Here is a 19,310-nt window from a genome sequence, read left to right on the forward strand (position 1 = left end):
AGCAGCATGAACTCCTCGCCCAATCTCGACCAACTGACAGCTGAGCAACTGCGCACACTGGCCGCGCAGTTGCTGACGCAGGTCGACGTGATGAGCAAGAAGATCCACCGTGATCAGACCATCATTGAGCAGCTCACACACGAAATCGCTTGGTACAAACGGCACAAGTTTGCCAAGCGTAGCGAGCAACTGAGCCCTGACCAGGGCAGCTTGCTGGACGACCTGCTCGACACTGACATCGCCGCCATCGAGGCGGAGCTGAAAGCCGTCAATCCCCCGGTTGCTCCAGCCGAACCCCGCCAACAGCCCAAGCGCACACCGCTGCCGGCACAATTTCCGCGCACCGTGATCCGCCACGAACCGGAGAACACCCAATGCGCCTGCGGCTGCCAGCTGCAACGCATCGGTGAAGACATCAGCGAAAAGCTGGATTACACGCCGGGCGTGTTCACCGTCGAACAGCATGTGCGTGGGAAATGGGCCTGTCGCCAGTGCGAAACACTTATCCAGGCCCCCGTGCCGGCCCAGGTGATCGACAAGGGCATCCCCACCGCCGGCCTTCTGGCTCACGTGATGGTGGCCAAATTCGCCGACCACTTGCCGCTGTACCGGCAAGAGAAAATCTTTGGCCGCGCCGGCCTGGCCATCGCCCGCTCGACACTGGCGCAGTGGGTCGGACAAACCGGCGTGCAGCTCCAGCCGCTAGTCGATGCCCTGCGCGAAGCCGTGCTAGCCCAACGCGTGATCCACGCTGACGAAACCCCGGTGCAAATGCTCACCCCAGGCGAGAAGAAAACCCATCGGGCTTACGTCTGGGCCTACAGCACCACACCCTTCGCCGATCTGAAGGCCGTGGTCTACGACTTCACCCCCAGCCGTGCCGGCGAGCATGCGCGTAATTTTCTTGGCCAGTGGAATGGCAAGCTGGTCTGCGACGACTTCGCTGGCTACAAGGCCAGCTTCGAGCAAGGCATTACCGAAATTGGCTGCATGGCCCACGCCCGCCGCAAGTTCTTCGATCTTCACGCTGCAAACAAAAGCCAGTTGGCCGAACAAGCACTGCACGCGATGGGCAGCCTGTACGAAATCGAACGGCAAGCACGGGATATGAGCGATGAAGAACGCTGGCGAATACGACAGGAAAAGGCTTCACCGATCCTCGATACACTGCATGACTGGATGCTGGCCCAGCGTGATCTTGTGCCCAACGGATCGGCCACGGCGAAAGCCTTGGATTACAGCCTTAAACGCTGGCAGGCACTGACTCGCTATGTCGAGGATGGTGCTGTGCCCATTGACAATAACCAGGTCGAGAACCAGATTCGTCCATGGGCCCTGGGGCGCTCGAACTGGTTGTTTGCCGGGTCGCTACGCAGCGGCAAACGCGCGGCGGCGATCATGAGCCTTATCCAGTCGGCCCGCATGAACGGGCATGATCCGTATGCCTATCTCAAGGACGTGCTGACACGCCTGCCGACGCAACGGGCGAGTGAGGTCGGCCAACTGCTGCCGCATCAGTGGGCGCCTGCCTGAATCACGCAAGGTGAGTTCGGCGGACGCTTACAAGTGAACTGCTCAGGATGGTCCCCTTCCGTGCAGAGGGCGCTAGCGGCAAGAGCTTAGGGAGTCTCGTCCGTCTCTGGCATAACAAAATCTGCAGAACCTATAAGATTAAGGCGCAAGTCGGGTGTTGAAGCCATACTTGGTGCTTCCGCGCAGCTGGAAACCAATGAGCAAGCCGTAGCGCTTGAAAGCGCTCTGGGTAATGGAGTAGAACCCTATCGACATTAGTTTTGGCTGTGCAGATAAAACATTCCCCCCTGCGACAGCAGATCCTTGGTATACCCATGGAGCATTGATGGGCAAACGCCGATTCACCCGTCCAGTTTGTCTCATGCGGTGAGCGAGTGGTTTGCGACTGAGCATGCCAAGCTGGATGGCCAACCCGTGCCGAAATTTACCCCGCGTGATATCCGGCGCACGTGCACGCAGTTCATGCAGCGCAACGGTATCAAGGATTTCGATAGTGACGCTTTGCAGTCACACGGGCAAACAGGCGTTGTCGTAACGCACTACCGCAATAACCCTGAAGCGAAATTGCCTCAGATGCGCCCGACCATGGAGGCCTTCGATGCCGCGCTTGGCCGCCTGCTCGATAGTTCTGATGAGGATGAGCATCAAGCTGAGCAGCTAGATTTGTTCGAAATTGGATAAGTTTCAGAAAAGTCAAGTATTTTGTTGCGCAGCCTATATTGCTGTGGAAATATACAGGTGTGAGGTTATCCGGAGCCTCTAGGTTTGCTGCTGTGACGTTGTCTACTTGATGCGCAGTGGAATTGGAAAAGTAGAACTAATGCCTTGAAGGCACGATCCGGCAGAGCAGTCAGCTATGAGGAACGCATTACCACCGCAGTGCCCGCATGAATCCACCGGCCTCTCTTTCTGGGAGGTGGGTTATGTCTGAGATGATCCTTCTAGACTTCAATGCGGTTAGCCGCAAAGTCGGATTGAGTCGTAAAACTATCTACTGCCGTATCCGAGAGGGTGACTTCCCGAGACAGGTGAAGATCGGTCGAGCCAGCCGCTGGCTTCAGCACGAAGTCGACGACTGGATAGCCAGTGCAGCCGCAGCGAGATAGTAAAGAGGCCGGTCGATTGACCGGCGTTTTTTTGTCTGCTTGGAACGTAGGATTTTCAGTTCTAGTGCCCGGTCTGTGGGTAACCCCCTCCCAGATCTCGAAGATGGTGGCAGGGTTTGAGCAGCTTTTTAGGTATTTTTCATTGAAGTTGGGAAACGATGTATTGAGCTTCTTTTTTCATTCCAATTCTGGCCAGATATTTGGCAAATATATGCCACGGTGGAATGTTGCTCATGTAATCGCTGGGGCCTGCATACATTCCTCCGCCTGGTCCGCTATAAAGGCCACCACCAGGCCCTATGTATAAGCCTCCACCGGGGCCAGTATAGGCGCCGCCTCCTGGGCCGGTATAAAGTCCGCCGCCAGGCCCCGTATATAAACCCCCTCCCGGCCCTGTATACATACCGCCTCCTGGGCCAGAGTACATACCACCGCCTGGTCCAGTGTATGCGCCACCACCAGGGCCTGTGTACATCCCGCCACCAGGGCCCGTGTATAAGCCGCCGCCGGGTCCAGTGTATAAATTACGTGGCCACATCTAGACCTCCTTCTATGTACTGGCGCTCATAGTTCAGGCACGGCCAGTACAAGTTAGTGCTAACCCTGTGAGCAATGCTGCTAGAGACTTACCAGCTCGGCAATTTTTTGCGCTACCACTGACATGGAGTCTTCTGCAGTGTCTAAGCCGCTTCGGGACGCAAGTAAGGGACTGACATTGCGAAGAGCGTCGTATGTGGTGTTGTGTACAATCGGAACTAGCTGATTACCTGCCAGGAGTGCTGACAGTTCTTTGTCGGCGACGCTCTCTTTAGGTAGGCGAGCCAATAGCGCAGGGGTCACCAGGACAAGTCCAATCCGTGAATTTGCTAAGCCTTTGTCAATGGCACGCATCATCGGAACGCCAAGTCCAAGATCCTTCTCGCTGAACCAAACTTTGACTCCCGCTGCTATCAGGAGTTCGTGCAGCTCTTTAGCTGCTCCCTGGCGGTCGTCCCATGCGTGACACAGAAATACGTCACGTAGGTCAGGTTGCACAGCTGCTCGCGTCTCTACTGTCTGACGAATTGGTGTGAGGGATTGGACTTGAGCAAATGTGTATGGCACGGATGAACCCGCTTTGGACCAGCGTGGCCTTGAGCCCCCGCTAGACCTACCTCCACCACCGACACTTCCGTAGCTACTCCCGCCACCGCTTGAGGATGGGTAGTAGGATCGAAAACTGCTGCGGTATCGACAAGCAGGGCAGGCGGCAGCAGCTGCTGCTGAGCTATGCCCACGTACTGGAGCTGTGCATCTAGACATGTCGTAATCCTGCATGAGTTGGAGCTAGCCCCAGGGCAGAGAACCTGCCCTGGGTGTGTTAAGCGATCAAATCAATTGGCCGCTTTGGGGCGAATAACGATGCGGAACGGTTGACCGTTAGCGCGCCGGATCACCTTTCCCGACTTGGTGGTGATAGTCATGCGATAGATGACCTCACCTTCCCCGTCGGGCTTTTCGAACATCTCAAGCTGGGACATAAATTGTCTCCCATTGAGGTGGCTCGAACACAAAACTCGCTCCCTTGCATAAGCAGACCCTTGGGGCTACCATCGCAAGGCTTTCCTCACAAAAGCGCGAGAGACATCTAGAGCCAGTTCAGATGTCTTTTACCGAGGCCGGTCAAGTTTGCACCTTGATCGGCCTTTTCGTTTCTGGCGTTTACCACGCCGTCAAGCTCATATCTAAGTCACCTTATGTGCTATAAAGTAGCGACCAGGAAGATCATAATTTAACCATATCATCATCATTTTGATTAGGTCAAGCGCTCGTGTGCTATCGTTCTCATCAGATGGGATCGATCGTGTGCTGGCCATGCACCAAGACAGGTAAGCCGATTCAGTAGGCACGACGGAGAGCAGATGATTGACTTGAAGGATTACAGCCAGGCACAGCGGGAGCGCTTGGTGTACATAGACTTCCGTCTCTATTTCACAGGGGCCGTCTCCCGAGCGGATCTAATGGACCGTTTCGGGGTGGGCGCCGCTGCCGCTACTCGGGACTTCGCGCAATACCGTGAGATTGCTTCAGGAAACACTGAGCTCGACACGGTGGCTAAGCATTACGTGATACGCGACAGCTTCTCTCCCATAGTTGCGCATTCACCTGAGCGAGTGCTCACTGCCCTTTCCCATGGATACGGTTACGGCCTAGAGGGCGAGCAGCCTTTGATCCTCAATGAGGCGGTTTCACTACTCAGCAAGCCGAAGGTTGAAATCCTTGCACCAATCACTCGTGCGATCAGCCTCAATCAAGTGGTGAAAATTAACTACACGTCGGGCTCGGGGGAGTCTGAGCGAGAAATAGTGCCCTTCGCTGTCGGATGTGATGGGTTGCGCTGGCATGTTCGGGCTTACGATAGGAAGCGTGAGAAGTTTGTGGACTTCGTACTGGCGCGCATCGGTCACGCTCAAGTTCAGTTGGGGCAGAAACCTCGTAGCGTAGAAAATCAAAAGCATGATGATCAGTGGAATCGCATGCTGGATTTGCCCCTCGTCCCGCATCCAGATAAAAACTGTGAGCGGATAGTGATGTGTGACTATGACATGCCTGATGGTGTGCTCAGGCTTCGCGTACGCGCAGCGATGGCAGGATATGTCCTGCAGCAGTACCACGTTGACTGTTCTCCAGACCATAGCAATAAGGACAAGGCTTACCGTCTCTGGCTGAGTGACCCATTAGCTCTGTATGGAGTAGAGAGTTCAATGTTTGCCCCCGGATACAAAAGCCCGAATAGCTAATCATCTTCCGAGCGGGGGAGTATTCGTTCTGCGTCAGCAAGGTGTTGTGATGGGTTATGAATAGTCCACCCCAAGACGTCTCCTAATCAGTATTTAAACCCGATGCGATGGGCTGTGTTGAGATTGTTGTAGGGGGGCGGGACAGCAGCCTGGTTTGTGGGCTTTTAGCCCATCAAGATGTTTGTGCAATATCTTCTTCGAGCTCCCTTACGGCCTTGGTTACCTTGACCTCGAAAAGCCGCTCCACCTGGTCATCGCGTAGACGCTGGGCAGCATCCCCAATCCATAGTGCCAGTAGCTTGCGTTTGTCCGCGATACTGTGGTCGTCCAAGTTGGGGATGTAGGTATGGTTGCCACCTCTTCCACGACGAAGCTCATAGAAGGTCTTGATCAACGATTTTGTTCTGATTTTTCCGTCAAGCGAAAAGCGTGTGGTCAGGTTGCGGATCGTATGATTGACCGACCGCAGCTGCGCTGTCGACGTAATTTGGGAGAAGTACGAGGCCCAGCCCCGTCGTTTGCCGCCGAAGAAGCAGCCGGTGATCCGAAGGTTTACCTTCCATTCACAATACGCCCTAGCTCGCTCTATATCCTCTGGTGACCTTGCGGTTGCAACCTTGTGTCGGTAAGCCGTGAAAATTTTGGCAATCGAGGACTCGAAGCGGAGGATGCTCTCCCGGTGAATAATGATCTGACCGCCTTCGACCTGATACCCCAGGAAACTGAAGGGTTCTGTAAGAGGTGCAAACTTAGATTTTGATTCCGGACCAAACTCGTGGGGCTGTAGTCCCATGTTCTTGAGCTCGTTAATGAGCTCATTGGCCACTGCCTCGGACTGATTCTCTGGCGTAAGGATCAAGATGTCATCGACGTAGCGCTTGTACCAAATATCTGGTCGACTCTTGAAAGCTAAGTCGACGTCTTGAAGTGCAATTTCGGCCAACAAGTTGGAGACTGCCAGGCCCTGGGGTACGCCAATGGTTGTGTTGGGGGTGTCTTTTCTGCCTTTGGACTCAGGCACGGTCGGCGTGGTGATTGCAGATGCAATAAGTTGCTTCAGTTCCGTCTTGCGGATCTTTTTTCGAACAGCGGCATTGATCAGAGAGTGCGGGATTGAAGGGTAGAAATGCTTCAAGTCAATCTTGGCGTACTCGCTATAGACCCCAGATGCTAAAGCGCTCTTCAGGTCTTCAATGACTCCCTGGGGTAGCGAGAGCTTGGCTGCCGGGTATACCTCAGCAAGACACTCACACAGTGCTCGCAGGACAATACGGTCCCGTGCTGTTGGGATTGATATCTGTCTAGGGAGGGCGGTGGCTCCCTTGAGGATTAGCTTTTCCTTATAGGCTGTGAACCTATATTTACCCTGGTGAACCTTCTGAATGATGAGCTCAAGCTCATTTGTCAGTTTGGCGTCCAGCTTGGCCGGTCTAGTGCGGTCAAGCCCGATGGCCCCCGAAGTTTTGATCTTTTCGGCATAGACTCGGAGGAGCGATCTGCGAGCAAAGTATTTCTTGAAACTACGCGCAGCGCTCATTAGCACATCCAGGTCAGCAAACCCACGGCAAGGGGAAGTACATATAGGGCTACGGTAATAATCAGGCGAGCGCTGAGCCAGGATATGGCATAGCAATTCTCGAACGCTGTCGGGTTTCGACTGGTAAGCCCGGTTGCAAATACGCGTGCAATGCGGTCGTCGATTTCTCTGTGATTTTCACACTCAGCTAGCAGCTCGTCATACTTTGCCGCTTGCACTGGGGTCGGGGCGGCGCCGAGGGAAAGATCACGGTATAGGGCCTGCAGTTGCAGGTAGTTTTTGCGCATCATCATGGCGCGAGCCCGAAAGTCGCGGTTAGTCACTGCGAGCGAGACGCCAAGTAAAGCGATGGAAAGTACAGTTGCCATCATGTCGGTGTCGGGGCCGAGGAGATGTTCGTAGCGAATGGTCAGTACGCCTAATGTTGCGCTGAGTATTGCGTACCACACCAGTAGCATCTGTGAGTGGAAGTCCAGCCAATCTAGGCGGTGATGGGCCTGAATGCGGGCCTTGTAGGTGAACCAGACGCTGTCCTTCACGCGTACATCTCCATAGGGATTAGGGGAAGAGGCAGGGGGATTTGAGTAACCTTTGAACATCCCCAGTGGGGATCAGTGGGGTTTTAGCCCAACAGCCGAAGCTGTTAATTATCAGAACCGCCCTCGAATAAACGAGAGGAGGAACCTGCCTCTTCCGCAGTGATCTTACAATGCCACTACCCATCAGAGAAGCTTACAGCGCAATGGCGGCAAGGCTATGGGACGCGATGGTACTTCTAGGTGCATGATTGTTCGCCATTGACTGCTTTATGCCCGTCCTCCGAGGAGAATCTTCATTTATCCACTGCTGGCGATAGCTACCCTGTTTGACGCCGGCTTGATCGGCGTTATACAAAAATAATTGATTTTAGTGTTGCAATAGTTTTTACTCATTTCTCATGCTGGTTGTGTACGAGAACGTCGTAAACACAACAAGAAGAATCAGCATGAACACAGAAACCCAAAATGCTTACCGCTCACTGGCGAGTCACTTTTACGCCACACACCTGCCAGACACTCCACTTAGCGAACTCAACGAGTTCAACATCATTGGTGCATTGCTGCGCGCCGCCCCAGGCTATCGGCCTGACTATTTCAGGCGGTTGTAGTTTTGCAGCCTGACTGTGCCAGTTCAGTTCAATGGCTTCACACAAGGGACGCATAGGCCAGTAGCGTTCCCCGTTACTGTCAGTCAGATAGGGAATAGTCATCGCATGGATTTTGATTTTGGACGTGCGCATGGACTTACAAGGCCCCCTGAGGGTTGTGGGCCGGAGTAAGCCCCTGCGAAGGTTTTAGGGCGATAACGTCACGAAGCAGATGGCTTGGATCAAATCCACCGGCTTCAGGCTTGTTAGCTGGCTTCAGAATGGTGACTAAGCGGACTACGTTCTCCATGATGCGGCTTCCGTCCCTAATCTGGATGGCTTCAGCTCTGTAGCCAGCAGTCAGTTGATCCAGGATCTGATCAATGAACTTTGGAATCAGTGAAACTGGCAGGTAGTGGAGTGGAAGCTTCGTGCCAGGATCTTCTTCGAGCAGGATGTTGCCTTCCCACTCAGCGATGGCAGCCTGAGCCTGGACGGTTGGTACGCCAAGCGAGCGTAGCAGGGCGTTCAGCTCCATCAGTACTTCCTGTGTTTTCAGGTCTAGCTGGAACTGCAGATTTTCACGGGCCGGTGAGGGACGAGTTGGGCTTTTCATGGGTGCTCCTGTAAAGCGAATACCTGAATATCTGTAAATCGGATATCCGAAGATTAGATATACCTTTGCAGCTTGTCAAGGAGCCGGGTGCGTCACGTGGAAAAGTCGGTGTATCGAGATGAGAACCTGATTCTGCTCAGGTTGCTGAAGCAGTGCCGCGTTGAGGCTGGTCTAACCCAATCTCAGTTTGCCCAGGCACTGGAGCGTCCGCAGTCATTTGCTAGCGATATCGAGCGTGGCTTGCGCCGTATCGATCTCGTCCAGCTTCGCGATATCTGCCAGGCGTTGAACATTGGCCTTGTTGAGTTTGTGCAACGATTTGAAGCTGAGCTGGCGTCAAAAGGAGCTGGCGACTAATGCCTGCTCCTGCCGCAAGGCTAGTGGCGCCCGTTCTGCAATGCTTGCCAGGCTCCGGCGTATAGAGCAGCTGCGTCTTCGCTGAGGATGCGAATGGCTTGGATGCAGTTCTGCAGGCTCGAAGTGCTTAGTTCGTTTAGGTCTGGCGCGCTGCTGAGTACACAAAGCACTCCAAGGACGGCGGAATGACGATGCGTTGCGGCATCGTAAAGATCGGGTGCAGCTGTATTGCTGGGGTAGCCGATAACGCAGAGAGGGTCAGTGCTATGCAGCGGGGTGAAGCCATCGATTGTGCCGGTATCGGCATGACTGCTACCGGAAAAAGACTCGGTGGTCTCGGTAGGGGAGGTGTTGGTTTCATTCATGGTGTGATCCTCAGAACGGAATAGTTCTGCCACCCAACGCCAACTGGGTGAGCAGACCGCACGGGTTGGCGTACCGGTCTGAGGGCCGGCGCATCCGAAGATGCCCCGCACGGCCCGCCCATAAAGACACAGCCATGCTCAGAGCTAAGCCTTGCTTAGCCCTGTCTCAGACCGAAACGCCAATTCCGGCCCCTTTAGAAGGGGAGCACAAACCTATTGGAGTGCCGCCTGAGTGTCAATCTGCGAGAGGGCCGTTTTGCTGCGTTCCAAATCAGCAAAAATGAAACGGTACGCAAAACGGTACGCAAATTTTTTATTAGGCCCAAAAACGACAAAAGGCCAGCGCAGTGGCTGACCTAAGTCGTTGTTTCATATGGTGGGCCCACACGGACTCGAACCGTGGACCAAAGGATTATGAGTCCTCTGCTCTAACCAACTGAGCTATAGGCCCCCAGAAGGCCGGCAGATTATACCGGCGCGTTCTCGCCAGCGCCAACCGCTTGACCTGGTGGGAGAAGTTTCCGGGTGAAGGCCTCGGCGGAAAGCGGGCAACTGACCACGTAGCCCTGGATCTGCAGGCAGCCTTCGGCGGCCAGGCAGAGTTCCTGCCACGCCTTCGGTGATCACCGTCAGTTGCATGCTGTTGCCCAGGGTGATGATGGCACGGGTGATCGCCAGGTCGTGCGGGTCGTCCGGCAGGCTACGGACGAAGGACTGGTCGATCTTCAGCACGTCCAGCGGCAGACATTTGAGGTAGCTGAGCGAGGAGTAGCCGGTGCCGAAGTCGTCGATGGCCAGTTGTACGCCGAGCTGTTTGAGGCGGTGGAGGATGTCCAGCGCTTCGCCGGCCTGGTTCATGATGAAGTTCTCGGTGATCTCCAGTTGCAGCAGCTCCGGCGCCAGGTTGTAGCGCTGCAACAGTGCGCTGATGCGTGGCAGCAGGCTCGGGCCGATGCCAGGCACGCCCCACAGATCGAGTTCGGTGGCGGTCTTGCCGATGGCCTGCTCGACGCTGATGCCGGTCTGTTCGGTGAAGGCGGTGTTGACCTCCAGCAGCACGCCGTCGACACGTCGGGCAATGATCAGGATGTCCGGGCATTGCTGGAACACCGAGACGAACTTCTGTTCCGACAGGCGCAATGCCTGCACGCTCTGCTTGGCTTCACTGATGTCGACCATCAGGCCGCGAATCACCTGGTGGTCGTCGCGTTGCTGCAGGGTGACGATATCGCGCACCCGCACCGTGCGCCCGTCAGTGGCGAGCAGGCGGTATTCCAGGGCGTGGTCGTTGCCGGCCGAGCATTGTTCCAGGCAGGTGCGCAGAGTGCGCTGGTGAACGTCCGGGTGCAGGTGGCGCTGCCAGAAGCCGGGCTCCAGCCATTCGTGCAGGGGGGGTAACCCAGCAATTTTTCCGCATGGGGCGAGACGTAGATGTAAGTGAGCCCGCTGGACTCGGTCTCCCAGGTGATGGCTGAGAGGCTTTCGACCATGTCGCGAAAGTGCTGCTCGCGGTTATGTAGTTCCTGCTCCAGCGCTTCGCGGTTGCGCATCTCGCGTTTCAGGCGGCGGTTGATGCGCAGGATGATGGCGATGACCGCCAGCAGACCGAGCAGGGCTGGCAGGCCGTAGAGCAGGGTTTCGTGCCAGACGTTGCGTTTGTCCAGCACGCTGCCGACCCAGGGTTCCTGCAAGGCAGCGATTTCTTCGGTGCTGGGCTCGGCGAAGAGTTTGTCGAGTGCCGACCAGCATGCTCTGGCCACGCGGGGCGGCCATGGCCAACTGATAGCGATAGAGCGTCTCGCCGCTGATATAGACGCCGTCGAGCTTGAGCTGGCGCAGGCTCCAGACGCTGGAGGCAAGATCGCCGACCATGGCATCGACCTGGTTGGTCGCCAGCGCCTGCAGGGCGGCGGCGATGTTGCGCAGCGGCAGCAGGTTGAGATCGGGGTGTTGCTGGCGCAGCAGCTCGTGCGGTGCGTAGTCGGCCACCACGGCAATCTTCAAACCGTACCGCTCATTGAGCTTTCTCGACTGCGGCCCGCCGTTGCGGGCGAGGATGGCGATGGGCAAGTCCAGGTAGGGACGGGTGAAGATCAGGTATTCCTGGCGTTTGGGTGTCGACATCACGCCAGGGAGCTGGTCGACCTGGCCCATGTGCGGCTGCTCCAGTATCGCGCTCCAGTTGCTGGGCTCGACGGGCTGCAGCTTCACGTCAAGACGCTCTTCGATCAGCCGTACATAGGCGGCGGTCAGGCCGTGATCGTTACCCTGTTCGTCACGAAACTCGAAAGATGGCCAGGATACATCGACACCCAGGCGTAGTTCGGGGTGGGCTGCCAGCCAGGTGCGCTCGTCCTCGTTGAGTGTCAGGGCTAGGGCCGTGGTCATCCGGTACGCCAGGCACAACAGCACAATGGCCGGCAAGCGGGGCGTAACGGCCTCGTTTCGCGATCAGTATCATTGTACTGTAGATCGGCCTGCTGGGATGGCAGTTTGATTGCAGCGTCTGCGCTGCCTTTGGCTGGCGAGTGATCGGGCGTGCTGCCAAGAAAGCAAAACCCCCGGCCTGGGCCGGGGGTTCTGGTATCACTCGTCGAGGAAGGAGCGCAGATGCTCGCTTCGCGTCGGGTGGCGCAGCTTGCGCAGCGCCTTGGCTTCGATCTGACGGATACGCTCACGGGTGACATCGAACTGCTTGCCGACTTCCTCGAGGGTGTGGTCGGTGTTCATGTCGATACCGAAGCGCATGCGCAGGACCTTGGCTTCACGGGCAGTGAGGCCGGCCAGCACTTCGCGAGTGGCTTCCTTGAGGCTTTCGACCGTGGCTACGTCGATCGGGGACTGCATGGTGCTGTCCTCGATGAAGTCGCCCAGGTGCGAGTCTTCGTCGTCGCCGATCGGGGTTTCCATGGAAATCGGCTCTTTGGCGATCTTCAATACCTTGCGGATCTTGTCCTCGGGCATTTCCATGCGTTCACCCAGCTCTTCCGGAGTGGGCTCGCGACCCATTTCCTGCAGCATCTGACGGGAGATGCGGTTAAGCTTGTTGATCGTCTCGATCATGTGCACCGGAATACGGATGGTGCGCGCCTGGTCGGCGATCGAGCGGGTGATTGCCTGGCGAATCCACCAGGTGGCGTAGGTCGAGAACTTGTAGCCGCGACGATATTCGAACTTGTCTACCGCCTTCATCAGGCCGATGTTGCCTTCCTGGATCAGGTCGAGGAACTGCAGGCCGCGGTTGGTGTACTTCTTGGCGATGGAGATGACCAGGCGCAGGTTGGCCTCGACCATTTCCTTCTTGGCGCGGCGGGCTTTCGCTTCGCCGATGGACATGCGTCGGTTGATGTCCTTGATCTCGGCCAGGGTCAGGTTGCACTCGGCTTCCAGGTCGGCGAGCTTCTGCTGGCAGCGCTGGATATCGGCCTGCAGAGCGCCAATGGCCTCGGCGTACTTGGCCTTGCCCTTGGCCAGGTTGGCGGCCCAATCCATGTCGATTTCGTTGCCCGGGAACAGACGCAGGAAGTCGGCACGTGGCATGCGCGCATCACGTACGCACAGCTGCATGATGGCACGTTCTTGCGCACGCAGACGGTCGAGGGCGTCGCGCACCTTGGTGACCAGGGCGTCGTACTGCTTGGGCACCAGCTTGATCGGCATGAACAGCTCGGCCAGGGTGGCCAGCTCTTCGATGGCCTGCTTGCTGCCACGACCATGCTTCTTCAGCGCCTTGCGGGCTTTTTCCAGCTGCTCGGCAACGGCAGTGAAACGGCGAGCCGCTTCTTCCGGGTCGGGGCCACCATCGCCTTCTTCTTCCTCGTCGTCGCCGCTCTCGTCTTCTTCTTCTTCGTCGCTTGCTTCAGCAGCGGCACCTTCCTTGACGGGAACTGGGGCGGCGGCTTCGTCGGGTACGCTGCCGTCATCCGGGTCGATGTAGCCACTGAGGATTTCGGCCAGGCGGCCGCCCTCGGTGGTAACGCGGGTGTACTCGGCGAGGATGCCGTCGACGGTGCCGGGGAAGTGAGCGATGGCGCTCATGACTTCGCGGATGCCTTCCTCGATGCGTTTGGCGATTTCGATCTCGCCTTCGCGGGTCAGCAGTTCCACGGTACCCATTTCGCGCATGTACATGCGCACCGGGTCAGTGGTGCGGCCGATATCGGTCTCGACGGCGGCGAGGGCGGCAGCGGCTTCTTCGGCTGCAGCCTCGTCGGTGTCGGCATCGGCCAGCATCAGGGCGTCTGCATCCGGAGCACTCTCGTGTACCGGGATCCCCATGTCATTGATCATGCGGATGATGTCTTCCACCTGCTCAGGATCTGAAATGTCCTCAGGCAAGTGGTCGTTGACCTCTGCGTAAGTCAGATACTTCTGCTCACGACCCAGGGTGATCAACTCTTTGATACGAGATTGCTGTTGCGCTTTTACGGACATAACACCCTATCCACTGAAGGTCTTGGCGGGCTGAAAACAAGCCGAGGATTATACCTCGGTTTTGGCTTTAGGCACCAGTTGGGGGCTTGCTGCTCTGCGAGGAGGTCAAGCTGTAGTGCTCTCTGAGCAATGTCTTCTCCTCGTCTGTGAGCTCGCTGGGGCTTTTATGAATGATGCTGCGGAGCGCCTTTTCACGCCGCCTCTGCGATTGACTATTTGCAAGTGTAGTAATGGTGTCGAAAAACTGCTGTTCAAGGTTGTCACCCTGAATCAGCCATTCCTTCTCCGCCAGCGCCCGCAGCAGGCGACCTTGTTCGGTGCCGTGCCAGCGGGCGATCAGTTGCAGCGAACGCAGGTTGGGCGTTTTCTGCAGAGCACCGACCAAGGCCACGAGAAGCTGAGCGTAGGTGTCGTCTTCGTCGGCGAAATGGCTGACATCTTCGACCTTCTGCGCCAGGTGTGGATGGTGCAGCAGCGTGCGCAGGGCGATCAGGTGCGGTGATTCGACGCTCACGGCAGTGCGCGGGGCACGTGGTGCGAAATCGCCCTTGCCCTTCTTGTTCCACTTGCCGTCGCCATCCTTTTTCCAGCTACCTTTGCCGCTTTCGCTGCTGCGCTCGTAGTGCTGCCGGGGTGGTGCTGGCTGCTCGTAGCCGCCGACGTCCGGCAGTGAGTCGTAGTAGGCGCTATCGGGGATGTCGCCATAATCCGGGTAATCGCTGCTGGGCGTCTGGCTGCTGGCGCTCGGTGCGTGGCTGCGCGGTGCGCTGCCAGCGACCTGGCTCAGTGCTTCGCCGGAAAGGCCGGTGATCTCGCTCAGGCGCTGGCGCATCAGGGCGCGCAGGTTGTTGCCGGGGATCTTGTCGATCAGCGGCGCGGCCAGGGTCACCAGGTGTGCTTTGCCTTCCAGTGAGCGCGGGTCGGCTTCTTCGCACAGTTGCTGGAAGAAGTAGTCTGCCAGCGGTTGTGCGTGCTGGTTGATGCGTGCGCGGAAGGCATCGGTGCCCTCGGCGCGCACCAGGGTGTCCGGGTCTTCGCCATCGGGCAGGAACAGGAAGCGTGCGCGGCGACCGTCCTGCAGGCTGGGCAGGGTCGACTCCAGGGCGCGCCAGGCGGCGTTGCGGCCAGCGGCGTCGCCGTCGAAGCAGAACAACACGCTGGGCACGATGCGGAACAGGCGTTTGAGGTGCTCTTCGCTGGTGGCCGTGCCCAGGGTTGCCACGGCGTTGCGCAGACCTTGCTGGGCCAGGGCGATGACGTCCATATAGCCTTCGACCACCATGATCTCGTCGAGATCGCGGTTGTGCTTGCGCGCCTCGTACAGGCCGTAGAGCTCCTGGCCTTTGTGGAACACCGGGGTTTCCGGCGAATTGAGGTACTTGGGCTTGTCGTCACCCAGCACGCGGCCGCCGAAGGCGATCACCCGGCCACGGCTGTCGCGGATGGGGAACATGATGCGGTCGCGGAAGCGGTCGTAGCGCCTGCCGTTCTCGGCGTTCTCGATCAGCAGGCCAGCGTCGATCATGACTTTCTGCTGCAGGGCGTCGGCGCCCAGTTGCTTGAGCAGATTGTCCCAGCCGGGCGGGGCGAAGCCGATGCCGAAGTCGCGGGCTATTTCGCCGGTCAGGCCGCGACCCTTGAGGTAGTCCACCGCGTATTTGCGCTGAGGATGGCTTTTCAGTGCCTGGCGATAGTGCTCGGCAGCGGCATTGAGCAGCGGGTAGAGCGGTGAGTCGACGGGCTGTCTGGGTTTGTGTCCGCGGCCACTCTCTTCGCGCGGCACATCCATGCCGGCGCGTTTGGCCAGCTCCTCGATCGCTTGGGGGAACTCCAGTTGATCGTGGTCCATGACGAAGCCGAGCGCGTTGCCGCCGGCGCCGCAGCCGAAGCAGTAGTAGAACTGCTTGTCGGGGCTGACGGTGAAGGAGGGGGTCTTTTCCTTGTGGAAAGGACAGCAGGCGCTGTAGTTCTTGCCGGTCTTCTTCAGCTGGATGCGCGAGCTCACCACATCGACGATGTCGGTGCGGTTGAGCAGGTCATCGATGAAGGATTGCGGGATCAGGCCGGCCATAGGCGCTCAGCATACTGCCCGGCGCGAACGCGGGACAACGATTGGTAGAAAAGCAAAAACTCCGCTCACTCGCTAAGGTGCGAGGCGGAGTCTTTCAAATGCAATGCCCGGCCAGGGCCGGGCATTCGAGCGTTGCGTGTACGGTATTAGTACAGGCGAACGCTGCGACGCTGCTCGCGCTGAACTTTCTTGGCGTGACGCTTAACAGCGGCAGCGGCTTTGCGCTTACGCTCAGCGGTAGGCTTTTCGTAGAATTCGCGGCTACGGACTTCAGCCAGTACACCGGCTTTTTCGCAGGAGCGCTTGAAACGACGCAGGGCTACGTCGAAGGGTTCGTTCTCTTTAACTTTGACGGCTGGCATCCAGGTCGTACCTATCTTCAATTACCGGTTTCAACGCTTGCCCGGCAGTTGGCTCGGGATGCGTCGGTTTTTAAGGGTTGCGGATGTTACCCCCTCGAGCCGAGGAATGCAAAGGCCTCTGATCGAAAAGCGCTGGCCGCTCCGCCGGGCGGCGCTTATCATGCGCGCCTTTGTTCCACGCGGCAAATCAAGGCTCAAGCTCCATGCTCGTACTGGGATTGGAAACCTCCTGCGATGAAACCGGCGTCGCGCTCTATGACAGTGAGCGTGGCCTGCTGGCTGACGCCCTGTTCAGCCAGATCGACCTGCATCGCGTCTACGGCGGCGTAGTGCCGGAATTGGCCTCACGCGATCACGTCAAACGCATGCTGCCGCTGATCCGCCAGGTGCTGGATGAGGCCGGCAAGCAGGCCAGCGATATCGACGCCCTGGCCTACACGGCAGGCCCCGGCCTGGTCGGCGCGCTGCTGGTCGGTGCCTCCTGCGCTCAGGCGCTGGCTTTTGCCTGGGGCGTGCCGGCCGTCGGTGTGCACCATATGGAAGGTCACCTGCTGGCACCGATGCTGGAAGAGCAGCCGCCGGCCTTTCCGTTCGTCGCTTTGTTGGTTTCTGGTGGGCACACTCAGTTGGTGCGAGTCGATGGCATCGGCCAGTACCAGTTGCTCGGCGAGTCCCTGGACGACGCTGCCGGTGAAGCTTTCGACAAGACCGCCAAGCTGATGGGACTGAATTACCCGGGTGGTCCGGAAATCGCCAAGCTGGCCGAGCAGGGCGCGCCGGGGCGCTTCGTCTTCCCGCGGCCGATGACCGATCGCCCGGGGCTGGATTTCAGCTTCAGCGGCCTCAAGACCTTTGCGCTCAATACCTGGCAGCAATGCCGCGACAGCGGTGACGACCTCGACCAAGCCCGTCGCGACATCGCGCTGGCCTTCCAGCAGGCGGTGGTTGAGACTCTTACCATCAAGTGCAAGCGCGCGCTCAAGCAGAGCGGGTTGAACAGCCTGGTCATCGCTGGTGGCGTGAGTGCCAACAAGGCGCTGCGTGAGCATCTGGAGCGCATGCTGGGCGAAATGAAGGGCAAGGTGTTCTACGCGCGTCCGCGTTTTTGCACTGACAACGGTGCGATGATCGCCTACGCCGGGTGCCAGCGTTTGCTGGCCGGGCAGCATGAGGATCTGGCGATCAAGGTGCAGGCGCGTTGGCCGATGGAGTCGCTGCCGGCGATTTGAGCTCTCGTTGGAATTTACGCGTAGGAGCGAGCTCTGCTCGCGAAGCTTTTCGGTTCGCGAGCAGAGCTCGCTCCTACAGGTTTTGTTTTTCAGTCAAAAACGCCGCTCGCGTCCGGCGAAAAGGTCGCGAAGATTGTGACGGTGGCGCCAGACGATCAGCCCGGTCAGCACGCAGGCTGGCAGCAAGGCAGCCGGTTGTTGCCAGGCCAGCAGCGGCAGCGTCAGCGGCGTGGCGATCAGTGAGGCCAGCGAGCTGGTGCGGGTCAGCAGAAATACCAGCGCCCAGGCGGCCAGGGCGAGCAAGGCGGCGGGCGGATAGAGGCCGAGCAGCATGCCGGCGGCAGTGGCGACGCCCTTGCCGCCACGAAAACGGAAGTACAGCGGGTAAAGATGGCCGACGACGGCCGCCAGGCCGATCCAGGCCTGTTGGTGCAGGCTGAGGCCGAGCAGCTTGGCGATCAGGATCGGTAGCAGACCCTTGAACAGGTCGCCGATCAGCGTCATGACGGCGAGCTTCTTGCCGGCCACCCGCAGCATGTTGGTGGCGCCGGGGTTGCCCGAGCCGCTGGCGCGCGGATCCGGCCCGCCGGCAAGTCGGCTGAGCAGGATGGCGAAGGACAGCGAACCGAGCAAGTAGGCAAGGATTGCCAGAAGCCAGAACATGGTGGCCATTCCAGGGCATGGGGTGGCCCGATTCTAACGAGGTGCAGCGCCCTTGTCGTGGCGCGGAGAGTGCGGTGGACAGAGTATTTATCGAGGGGCTGGAAGTCGACACGGTGATCGGCGCCTACGATTGGGAGCGCGACATTCGCCAGTGCCTGCGCCTGGACTTGCAGATGGCCTGGGACAATCGTCCGGCCGCCGCCGGTGATGACCTCAACCTGGCACTCGACTACGCCAGCGTGTCCACGCGCATTCAGGCCTTTGCGGCCGAGTCGCAGTTCATCCTGGTCGAAACCTTCGCCGAACGGCTGGTGCAGACCCTGATGGACGAGTTCAACATTCCCTGGATGCGTCTGAAGCTGACCAAGCCCGGCGCAGTGCCAGCCGCACGCGGCGGCGTGGGTGTGGAGATCGAGCGCGGATGTCTCTGACTCGGGTCTTTCTCGGCCTTGGCAGCAATATCGAGCGTGAGCCACACCTCGTTGCCGGCCTCGATGCACTGGCGGGGTTGCTCAGTGATATGCGCTGCTCGCCGGTGTTCGAAAGCCATGCGGTGGGCATCAAGAGCGGCAACTTCTTCAATCTGGTGGTAGTTGGCGATACCGAGCTGTCACTGCTGGAGCTGGATCGCCGGCTGAAATTCATCGAGGCCGACAATGGCCGCTATGCACCGGATCGCAAGGGCTTGCCGCTGGATATCGATGTGCTGCTGTTTGGCGAGCAGGTCGGCAACTTCAACGGCCTGATCCTGCCGCGCGCGGAGATTCTCAAGAACGCCTTCGTACTCTGGCCGCTGGCGCTGCTGGCGCCGCAACTGCAGCACCCTGTCGATGGTCGTTCGTTCGCCGAGCTGTGGGCCTCGGCGCAGATCGATCAGCAGTTGTGGCCAGCGGCATTCCAGTGGCGTGGCACCGAGTTGACGCCGCCAGAGTTGCTACAGACGCGCTCTTCGTAGCCCGCTCTTCGTAGCCTCAATGCAATCCGGGGAGGTGGCCTCGGAATCGCCCCGGATTGCATCCGTATATGGACTCCTCCCGTTTTGCCAGTGAAATAATCTGCCTCTGAACCTAGGTACGACTGCTTCCGTATATTCGACTTCTGATAAGGCGTTAGCCTTGAGCCATGATGAAT

19 protein-coding genes, 1 tRNA gene and 1 pseudogene are annotated in these 19,310 nt (G+C 58.3%); 8 read left to right on the forward strand and 13 right to left on the reverse strand.

Translation table 11 applies throughout. The annotated features are described in order from the left end of the window. Nucleotides 1–6: 6 nt before the first annotated feature. The 3 genes from tnpC to PSOLE_RS13585 all read left to right on the forward strand — a co-directional run bounded on the left by tnpC (nt 7) and on the right by PSOLE_RS13585 (nt 2,639). Nucleotides 7–1,533 carry an IS66 family transposase gene (tnpC, locus tag PSOLE_RS13575; protein ID WP_074856379.1) on the forward strand — a complete coding sequence of 509 codons (1,527 nt, stop codon included), beginning with the start codon at nt 7–9 and terminating at the stop codon, nt 1,531–1,533. A gap of 414 nt (nt 1,534–1,947) precedes the next feature. Next, on the forward strand, nt 1,948–2,214 hold the full coding sequence (locus PSOLE_RS13580; RefSeq protein WP_125919814.1) for a site-specific integrase: 267 nt from the start codon (nt 1,948–1,950) through the stop codon (nt 2,212–2,214). A 251-nt stretch (nt 2,215–2,465) separates the two neighbouring features. Continuing rightward, nucleotides 2,466–2,639 carry a helix-turn-helix transcriptional regulator gene (locus tag PSOLE_RS13585; protein WP_230927756.1) on the forward strand — a complete coding sequence of 58 codons (174 nt, stop codon included), beginning with the start codon at nt 2,466–2,468 and terminating at the stop codon, nt 2,637–2,639. A gap of 618 nt (nt 2,640–3,257) precedes the next feature. Here the strand turns inward: PSOLE_RS13585 and PSOLE_RS13595 are convergent. Both PSOLE_RS13595 and PSOLE_RS24260 read right to left on the reverse strand, forming a co-directional pair. Next, complete coding sequence (locus PSOLE_RS13595; protein ID WP_346244436.1) at nt 3,258–3,956, reverse strand: toll/interleukin-1 receptor domain-containing protein; 699 nt, start codon at nt 3,954–3,956, stop codon at nt 3,258–3,260. Nucleotides 3,957–4,012: 56 nt separating this feature from the next. Next, entirely contained in the window at nt 4,013–4,159 is a 147-nt protein-coding gene (locus PSOLE_RS24260) for a hypothetical protein (protein WP_169713323.1), read from the reverse strand. Between the two features lie 381 nt (nt 4,160–4,540). Here PSOLE_RS24260 and PSOLE_RS13600 point away from each other — a divergent pair, with 381 nt between their 5' ends. Continuing rightward, nucleotides 4,541–5,419 (forward strand): helix-turn-helix transcriptional regulator, encoded by an 879-nt coding sequence (locus tag PSOLE_RS13600; protein WP_074856371.1) that lies wholly within the window; start codon nt 4,541–4,543, stop codon nt 5,417–5,419. A 172-nt stretch (nt 5,420–5,591) separates the two neighbouring features. Here the strand turns inward: PSOLE_RS13600 and PSOLE_RS13605 are convergent, their stop codons facing one another. The 4 genes from PSOLE_RS13605 to PSOLE_RS13620 form a co-directional block, all read right to left on the reverse strand. Beyond that, on the reverse strand, nt 5,592–6,956 hold the full coding sequence (locus tag PSOLE_RS13605) for an RNA-directed DNA polymerase (protein WP_074856362.1): 1,365 nt from the start codon (nt 6,954–6,956) through the stop codon (nt 5,592–5,594). Beyond that, on the reverse strand, nt 6,956–7,495 hold the full coding sequence (locus PSOLE_RS13610) for an SLATT domain-containing protein (RefSeq protein ID WP_074856360.1): 540 nt from the start codon (nt 7,493–7,495) through the stop codon (nt 6,956–6,958). Before PSOLE_RS13610 ends, PSOLE_RS13605 begins: the two co-directional genes overlap by 1 nt. Before the next feature lie 476 nt (nt 7,496–7,971). Continuing rightward, nucleotides 7,972–8,235 carry a hypothetical protein gene (locus tag PSOLE_RS24395; RefSeq protein ID WP_158212581.1) on the reverse strand — a complete coding sequence of 88 codons (264 nt, stop codon included), beginning with the start codon at nt 8,233–8,235 and terminating at the stop codon, nt 7,972–7,974. A 4-nt stretch (nt 8,236–8,239) separates the two neighbouring features. Then, nucleotides 8,240–8,698 carry a hypothetical protein gene (locus PSOLE_RS13620; RefSeq protein WP_074856358.1) on the reverse strand — a complete coding sequence of 153 codons (459 nt, stop codon included), beginning with the start codon at nt 8,696–8,698 and terminating at the stop codon, nt 8,240–8,242. A 96-nt stretch (nt 8,699–8,794) separates the two neighbouring features. Between PSOLE_RS13620 and PSOLE_RS13625 the strand changes: the two genes are divergently transcribed. After that, nucleotides 8,795–9,055 (forward strand): helix-turn-helix domain-containing protein, encoded by a 261-nt coding sequence (locus PSOLE_RS13625; RefSeq protein ID WP_033981640.1) that lies wholly within the window; start codon nt 8,795–8,797, stop codon nt 9,053–9,055. Nucleotides 9,056–9,075: 20 nt separating this feature from the next. Here PSOLE_RS13625 and PSOLE_RS13630 read toward each other — a convergent pair whose 3' ends face one another. From PSOLE_RS13630 to rpsU, 6 genes and pseudogenes are all read right to left on the reverse strand, one after another. After that, on the reverse strand, nt 9,076–9,420 hold the full coding sequence (locus tag PSOLE_RS13630; RefSeq protein ID WP_230925721.1) for a hypothetical protein: 345 nt from the start codon (nt 9,418–9,420) through the stop codon (nt 9,076–9,078). Nucleotides 9,421–9,794: 374 nt separating this feature from the next. After that, nucleotides 9,795–9,871, reverse strand: a tRNA-Ile gene (locus PSOLE_RS13635). A gap of 16 nt (nt 9,872–9,887) precedes the next feature. Beyond that, a pseudogene (locus tag PSOLE_RS25275) lies at nt 9,888–11,808 on the reverse strand (EAL domain-containing protein). A 198-nt stretch (nt 11,809–12,006) separates the two neighbouring features. After that, nucleotides 12,007–13,854, reverse strand: a complete 1,848-nt coding sequence (rpoD, locus tag PSOLE_RS13645; protein ID WP_003463551.1) for an RNA polymerase sigma factor RpoD — start codon at nt 13,852–13,854, stop codon at nt 12,007–12,009. A gap of 67 nt (nt 13,855–13,921) precedes the next feature. Next, a complete protein-coding gene (gene dnaG, locus PSOLE_RS13650; protein WP_074856354.1) occupies nt 13,922–15,925 on the reverse strand; it encodes a DNA primase in 2,004 nt (667 codons plus the stop codon). A gap of 146 nt (nt 15,926–16,071) precedes the next feature. Next, nucleotides 16,072–16,287 carry a 30S ribosomal protein S21 gene (rpsU, locus tag PSOLE_RS13655; protein ID WP_003290642.1) on the reverse strand — a complete coding sequence of 72 codons (216 nt, stop codon included), beginning with the start codon at nt 16,285–16,287 and terminating at the stop codon, nt 16,072–16,074. Nucleotides 16,288–16,490: 203 nt separating this feature from the next. Between rpsU and tsaD the strand changes: the two genes are divergently transcribed. After that, a complete protein-coding gene (gene tsaD / locus PSOLE_RS13660) occupies nt 16,491–17,516 on the forward strand; it encodes a tRNA (adenosine(37)-N6)-threonylcarbamoyltransferase complex transferase subunit TsaD (protein ID WP_074856353.1) in 1,026 nt (341 codons plus the stop codon). Between the two features lie 93 nt (nt 17,517–17,609). Here tsaD and plsY read toward each other — a convergent pair whose 3' ends face one another. Further along, the gene (gene plsY, locus PSOLE_RS13665) at nt 17,610–18,179 is read right to left on the reverse strand and encodes a glycerol-3-phosphate 1-O-acyltransferase PlsY (protein WP_074856351.1); all 570 of its coding nucleotides are present in this window, start codon (nt 18,177–18,179) and stop codon (nt 17,610–17,612) included. A 74-nt stretch (nt 18,180–18,253) separates the two neighbouring features. Between plsY and folB the strand changes: the two genes are divergently transcribed. Beyond that, a complete protein-coding gene (folB, locus tag PSOLE_RS13670) occupies nt 18,254–18,610 on the forward strand; it encodes a dihydroneopterin aldolase (RefSeq protein WP_074856350.1) in 357 nt (118 codons plus the stop codon). After that, nucleotides 18,601–19,134, forward strand: a complete 534-nt coding sequence (gene folK / locus PSOLE_RS13675) for a 2-amino-4-hydroxy-6-hydroxymethyldihydropteridine diphosphokinase (RefSeq protein ID WP_074856348.1) — start codon at nt 18,601–18,603, stop codon at nt 19,132–19,134. The genes folB and folK overlap by 10 nt, the downstream gene beginning before the upstream one ends. Nucleotides 19,135–19,310 lie beyond the last annotated feature (176 nt).

The sequence above is a fragment of the Pseudomonas oleovorans subsp. oleovorans genome (assembly GCF_002197815.1).
GTDB lineage: Bacteria > Pseudomonadota > Gammaproteobacteria > Pseudomonadales > Pseudomonadaceae > Aquipseudomonas > Aquipseudomonas oleovorans.

Bases quoted from the DNA above. Each gene is read 5' to 3' on its own strand.
- PSOLE_RS13620 (WP_074856358.1), bottom strand. From the start codon at position 8,698: ATGAAAAGCCCAACTCGTCCCTCACCGGCCCGTGAAAATCTGCAGTTC.
- PSOLE_RS24260 (WP_169713323.1), bottom strand. From the start codon at position 4,159: ATGTCCCAGCTTGAGATGTTCGAAAAGCCCGACGGGGAAGGTGAGGTC.
- folK (WP_074856348.1), top strand. From the start codon at position 18,601: ATGTCTCTGACTCGGGTCTTTCTCGGCCTTGGCAGCAATATCGAGCGT.
- PSOLE_RS24395 (WP_158212581.1), bottom strand. From the start codon at position 8,235: ATGCGCACGTCCAAAATCAAAATCCATGCGATGACTATTCCCTATCTG.
- rpsU (WP_003290642.1), bottom strand. From the start codon at position 16,287: ATGCCAGCCGTCAAAGTTAAAGAGAACGAACCCTTCGACGTAGCCCTG.
- rpoD (WP_003463551.1), bottom strand. From the start codon at position 13,854: ATGTCCGTAAAAGCGCAACAGCAATCTCGTATCAAAGAGTTGATCACC.
- dnaG (WP_074856354.1), bottom strand. From the start codon at position 15,925: ATGGCCGGCCTGATCCCGCAATCCTTCATCGATGACCTGCTCAACCGC.
- PSOLE_RS13630 (WP_230925721.1), bottom strand. From the start codon at position 9,420: ATGAATGAAACCAACACCTCCCCTACCGAGACCACCGAGTCTTTTTCC.
- PSOLE_RS13605 (WP_074856362.1), bottom strand. From the start codon at position 6,956: ATGAGCGCTGCGCGTAGTTTCAAGAAATACTTTGCTCGCAGATCGCTC.
- PSOLE_RS13585 (WP_230927756.1), top strand. From the start codon at position 2,466: ATGATCCTTCTAGACTTCAATGCGGTTAGCCGCAAAGTCGGATTGAGT.
- PSOLE_RS13595 (WP_346244436.1), bottom strand. From the start codon at position 3,956: ATGCAGGATTACGACATGTCTAGATGCACAGCTCCAGTACGTGGGCAT.
- plsY (WP_074856351.1), bottom strand. From the start codon at position 18,179: ATGTTCTGGCTTCTGGCAATCCTTGCCTACTTGCTCGGTTCGCTGTCC.
- PSOLE_RS13600 (WP_074856371.1), top strand. From the start codon at position 4,541: ATGATTGACTTGAAGGATTACAGCCAGGCACAGCGGGAGCGCTTGGTG.
- tnpC (WP_074856379.1), top strand. From the start codon at position 7: ATGAACTCCTCGCCCAATCTCGACCAACTGACAGCTGAGCAACTGCGC.
- tsaD (WP_074856353.1), top strand. From the start codon at position 16,491: ATGCTCGTACTGGGATTGGAAACCTCCTGCGATGAAACCGGCGTCGCG.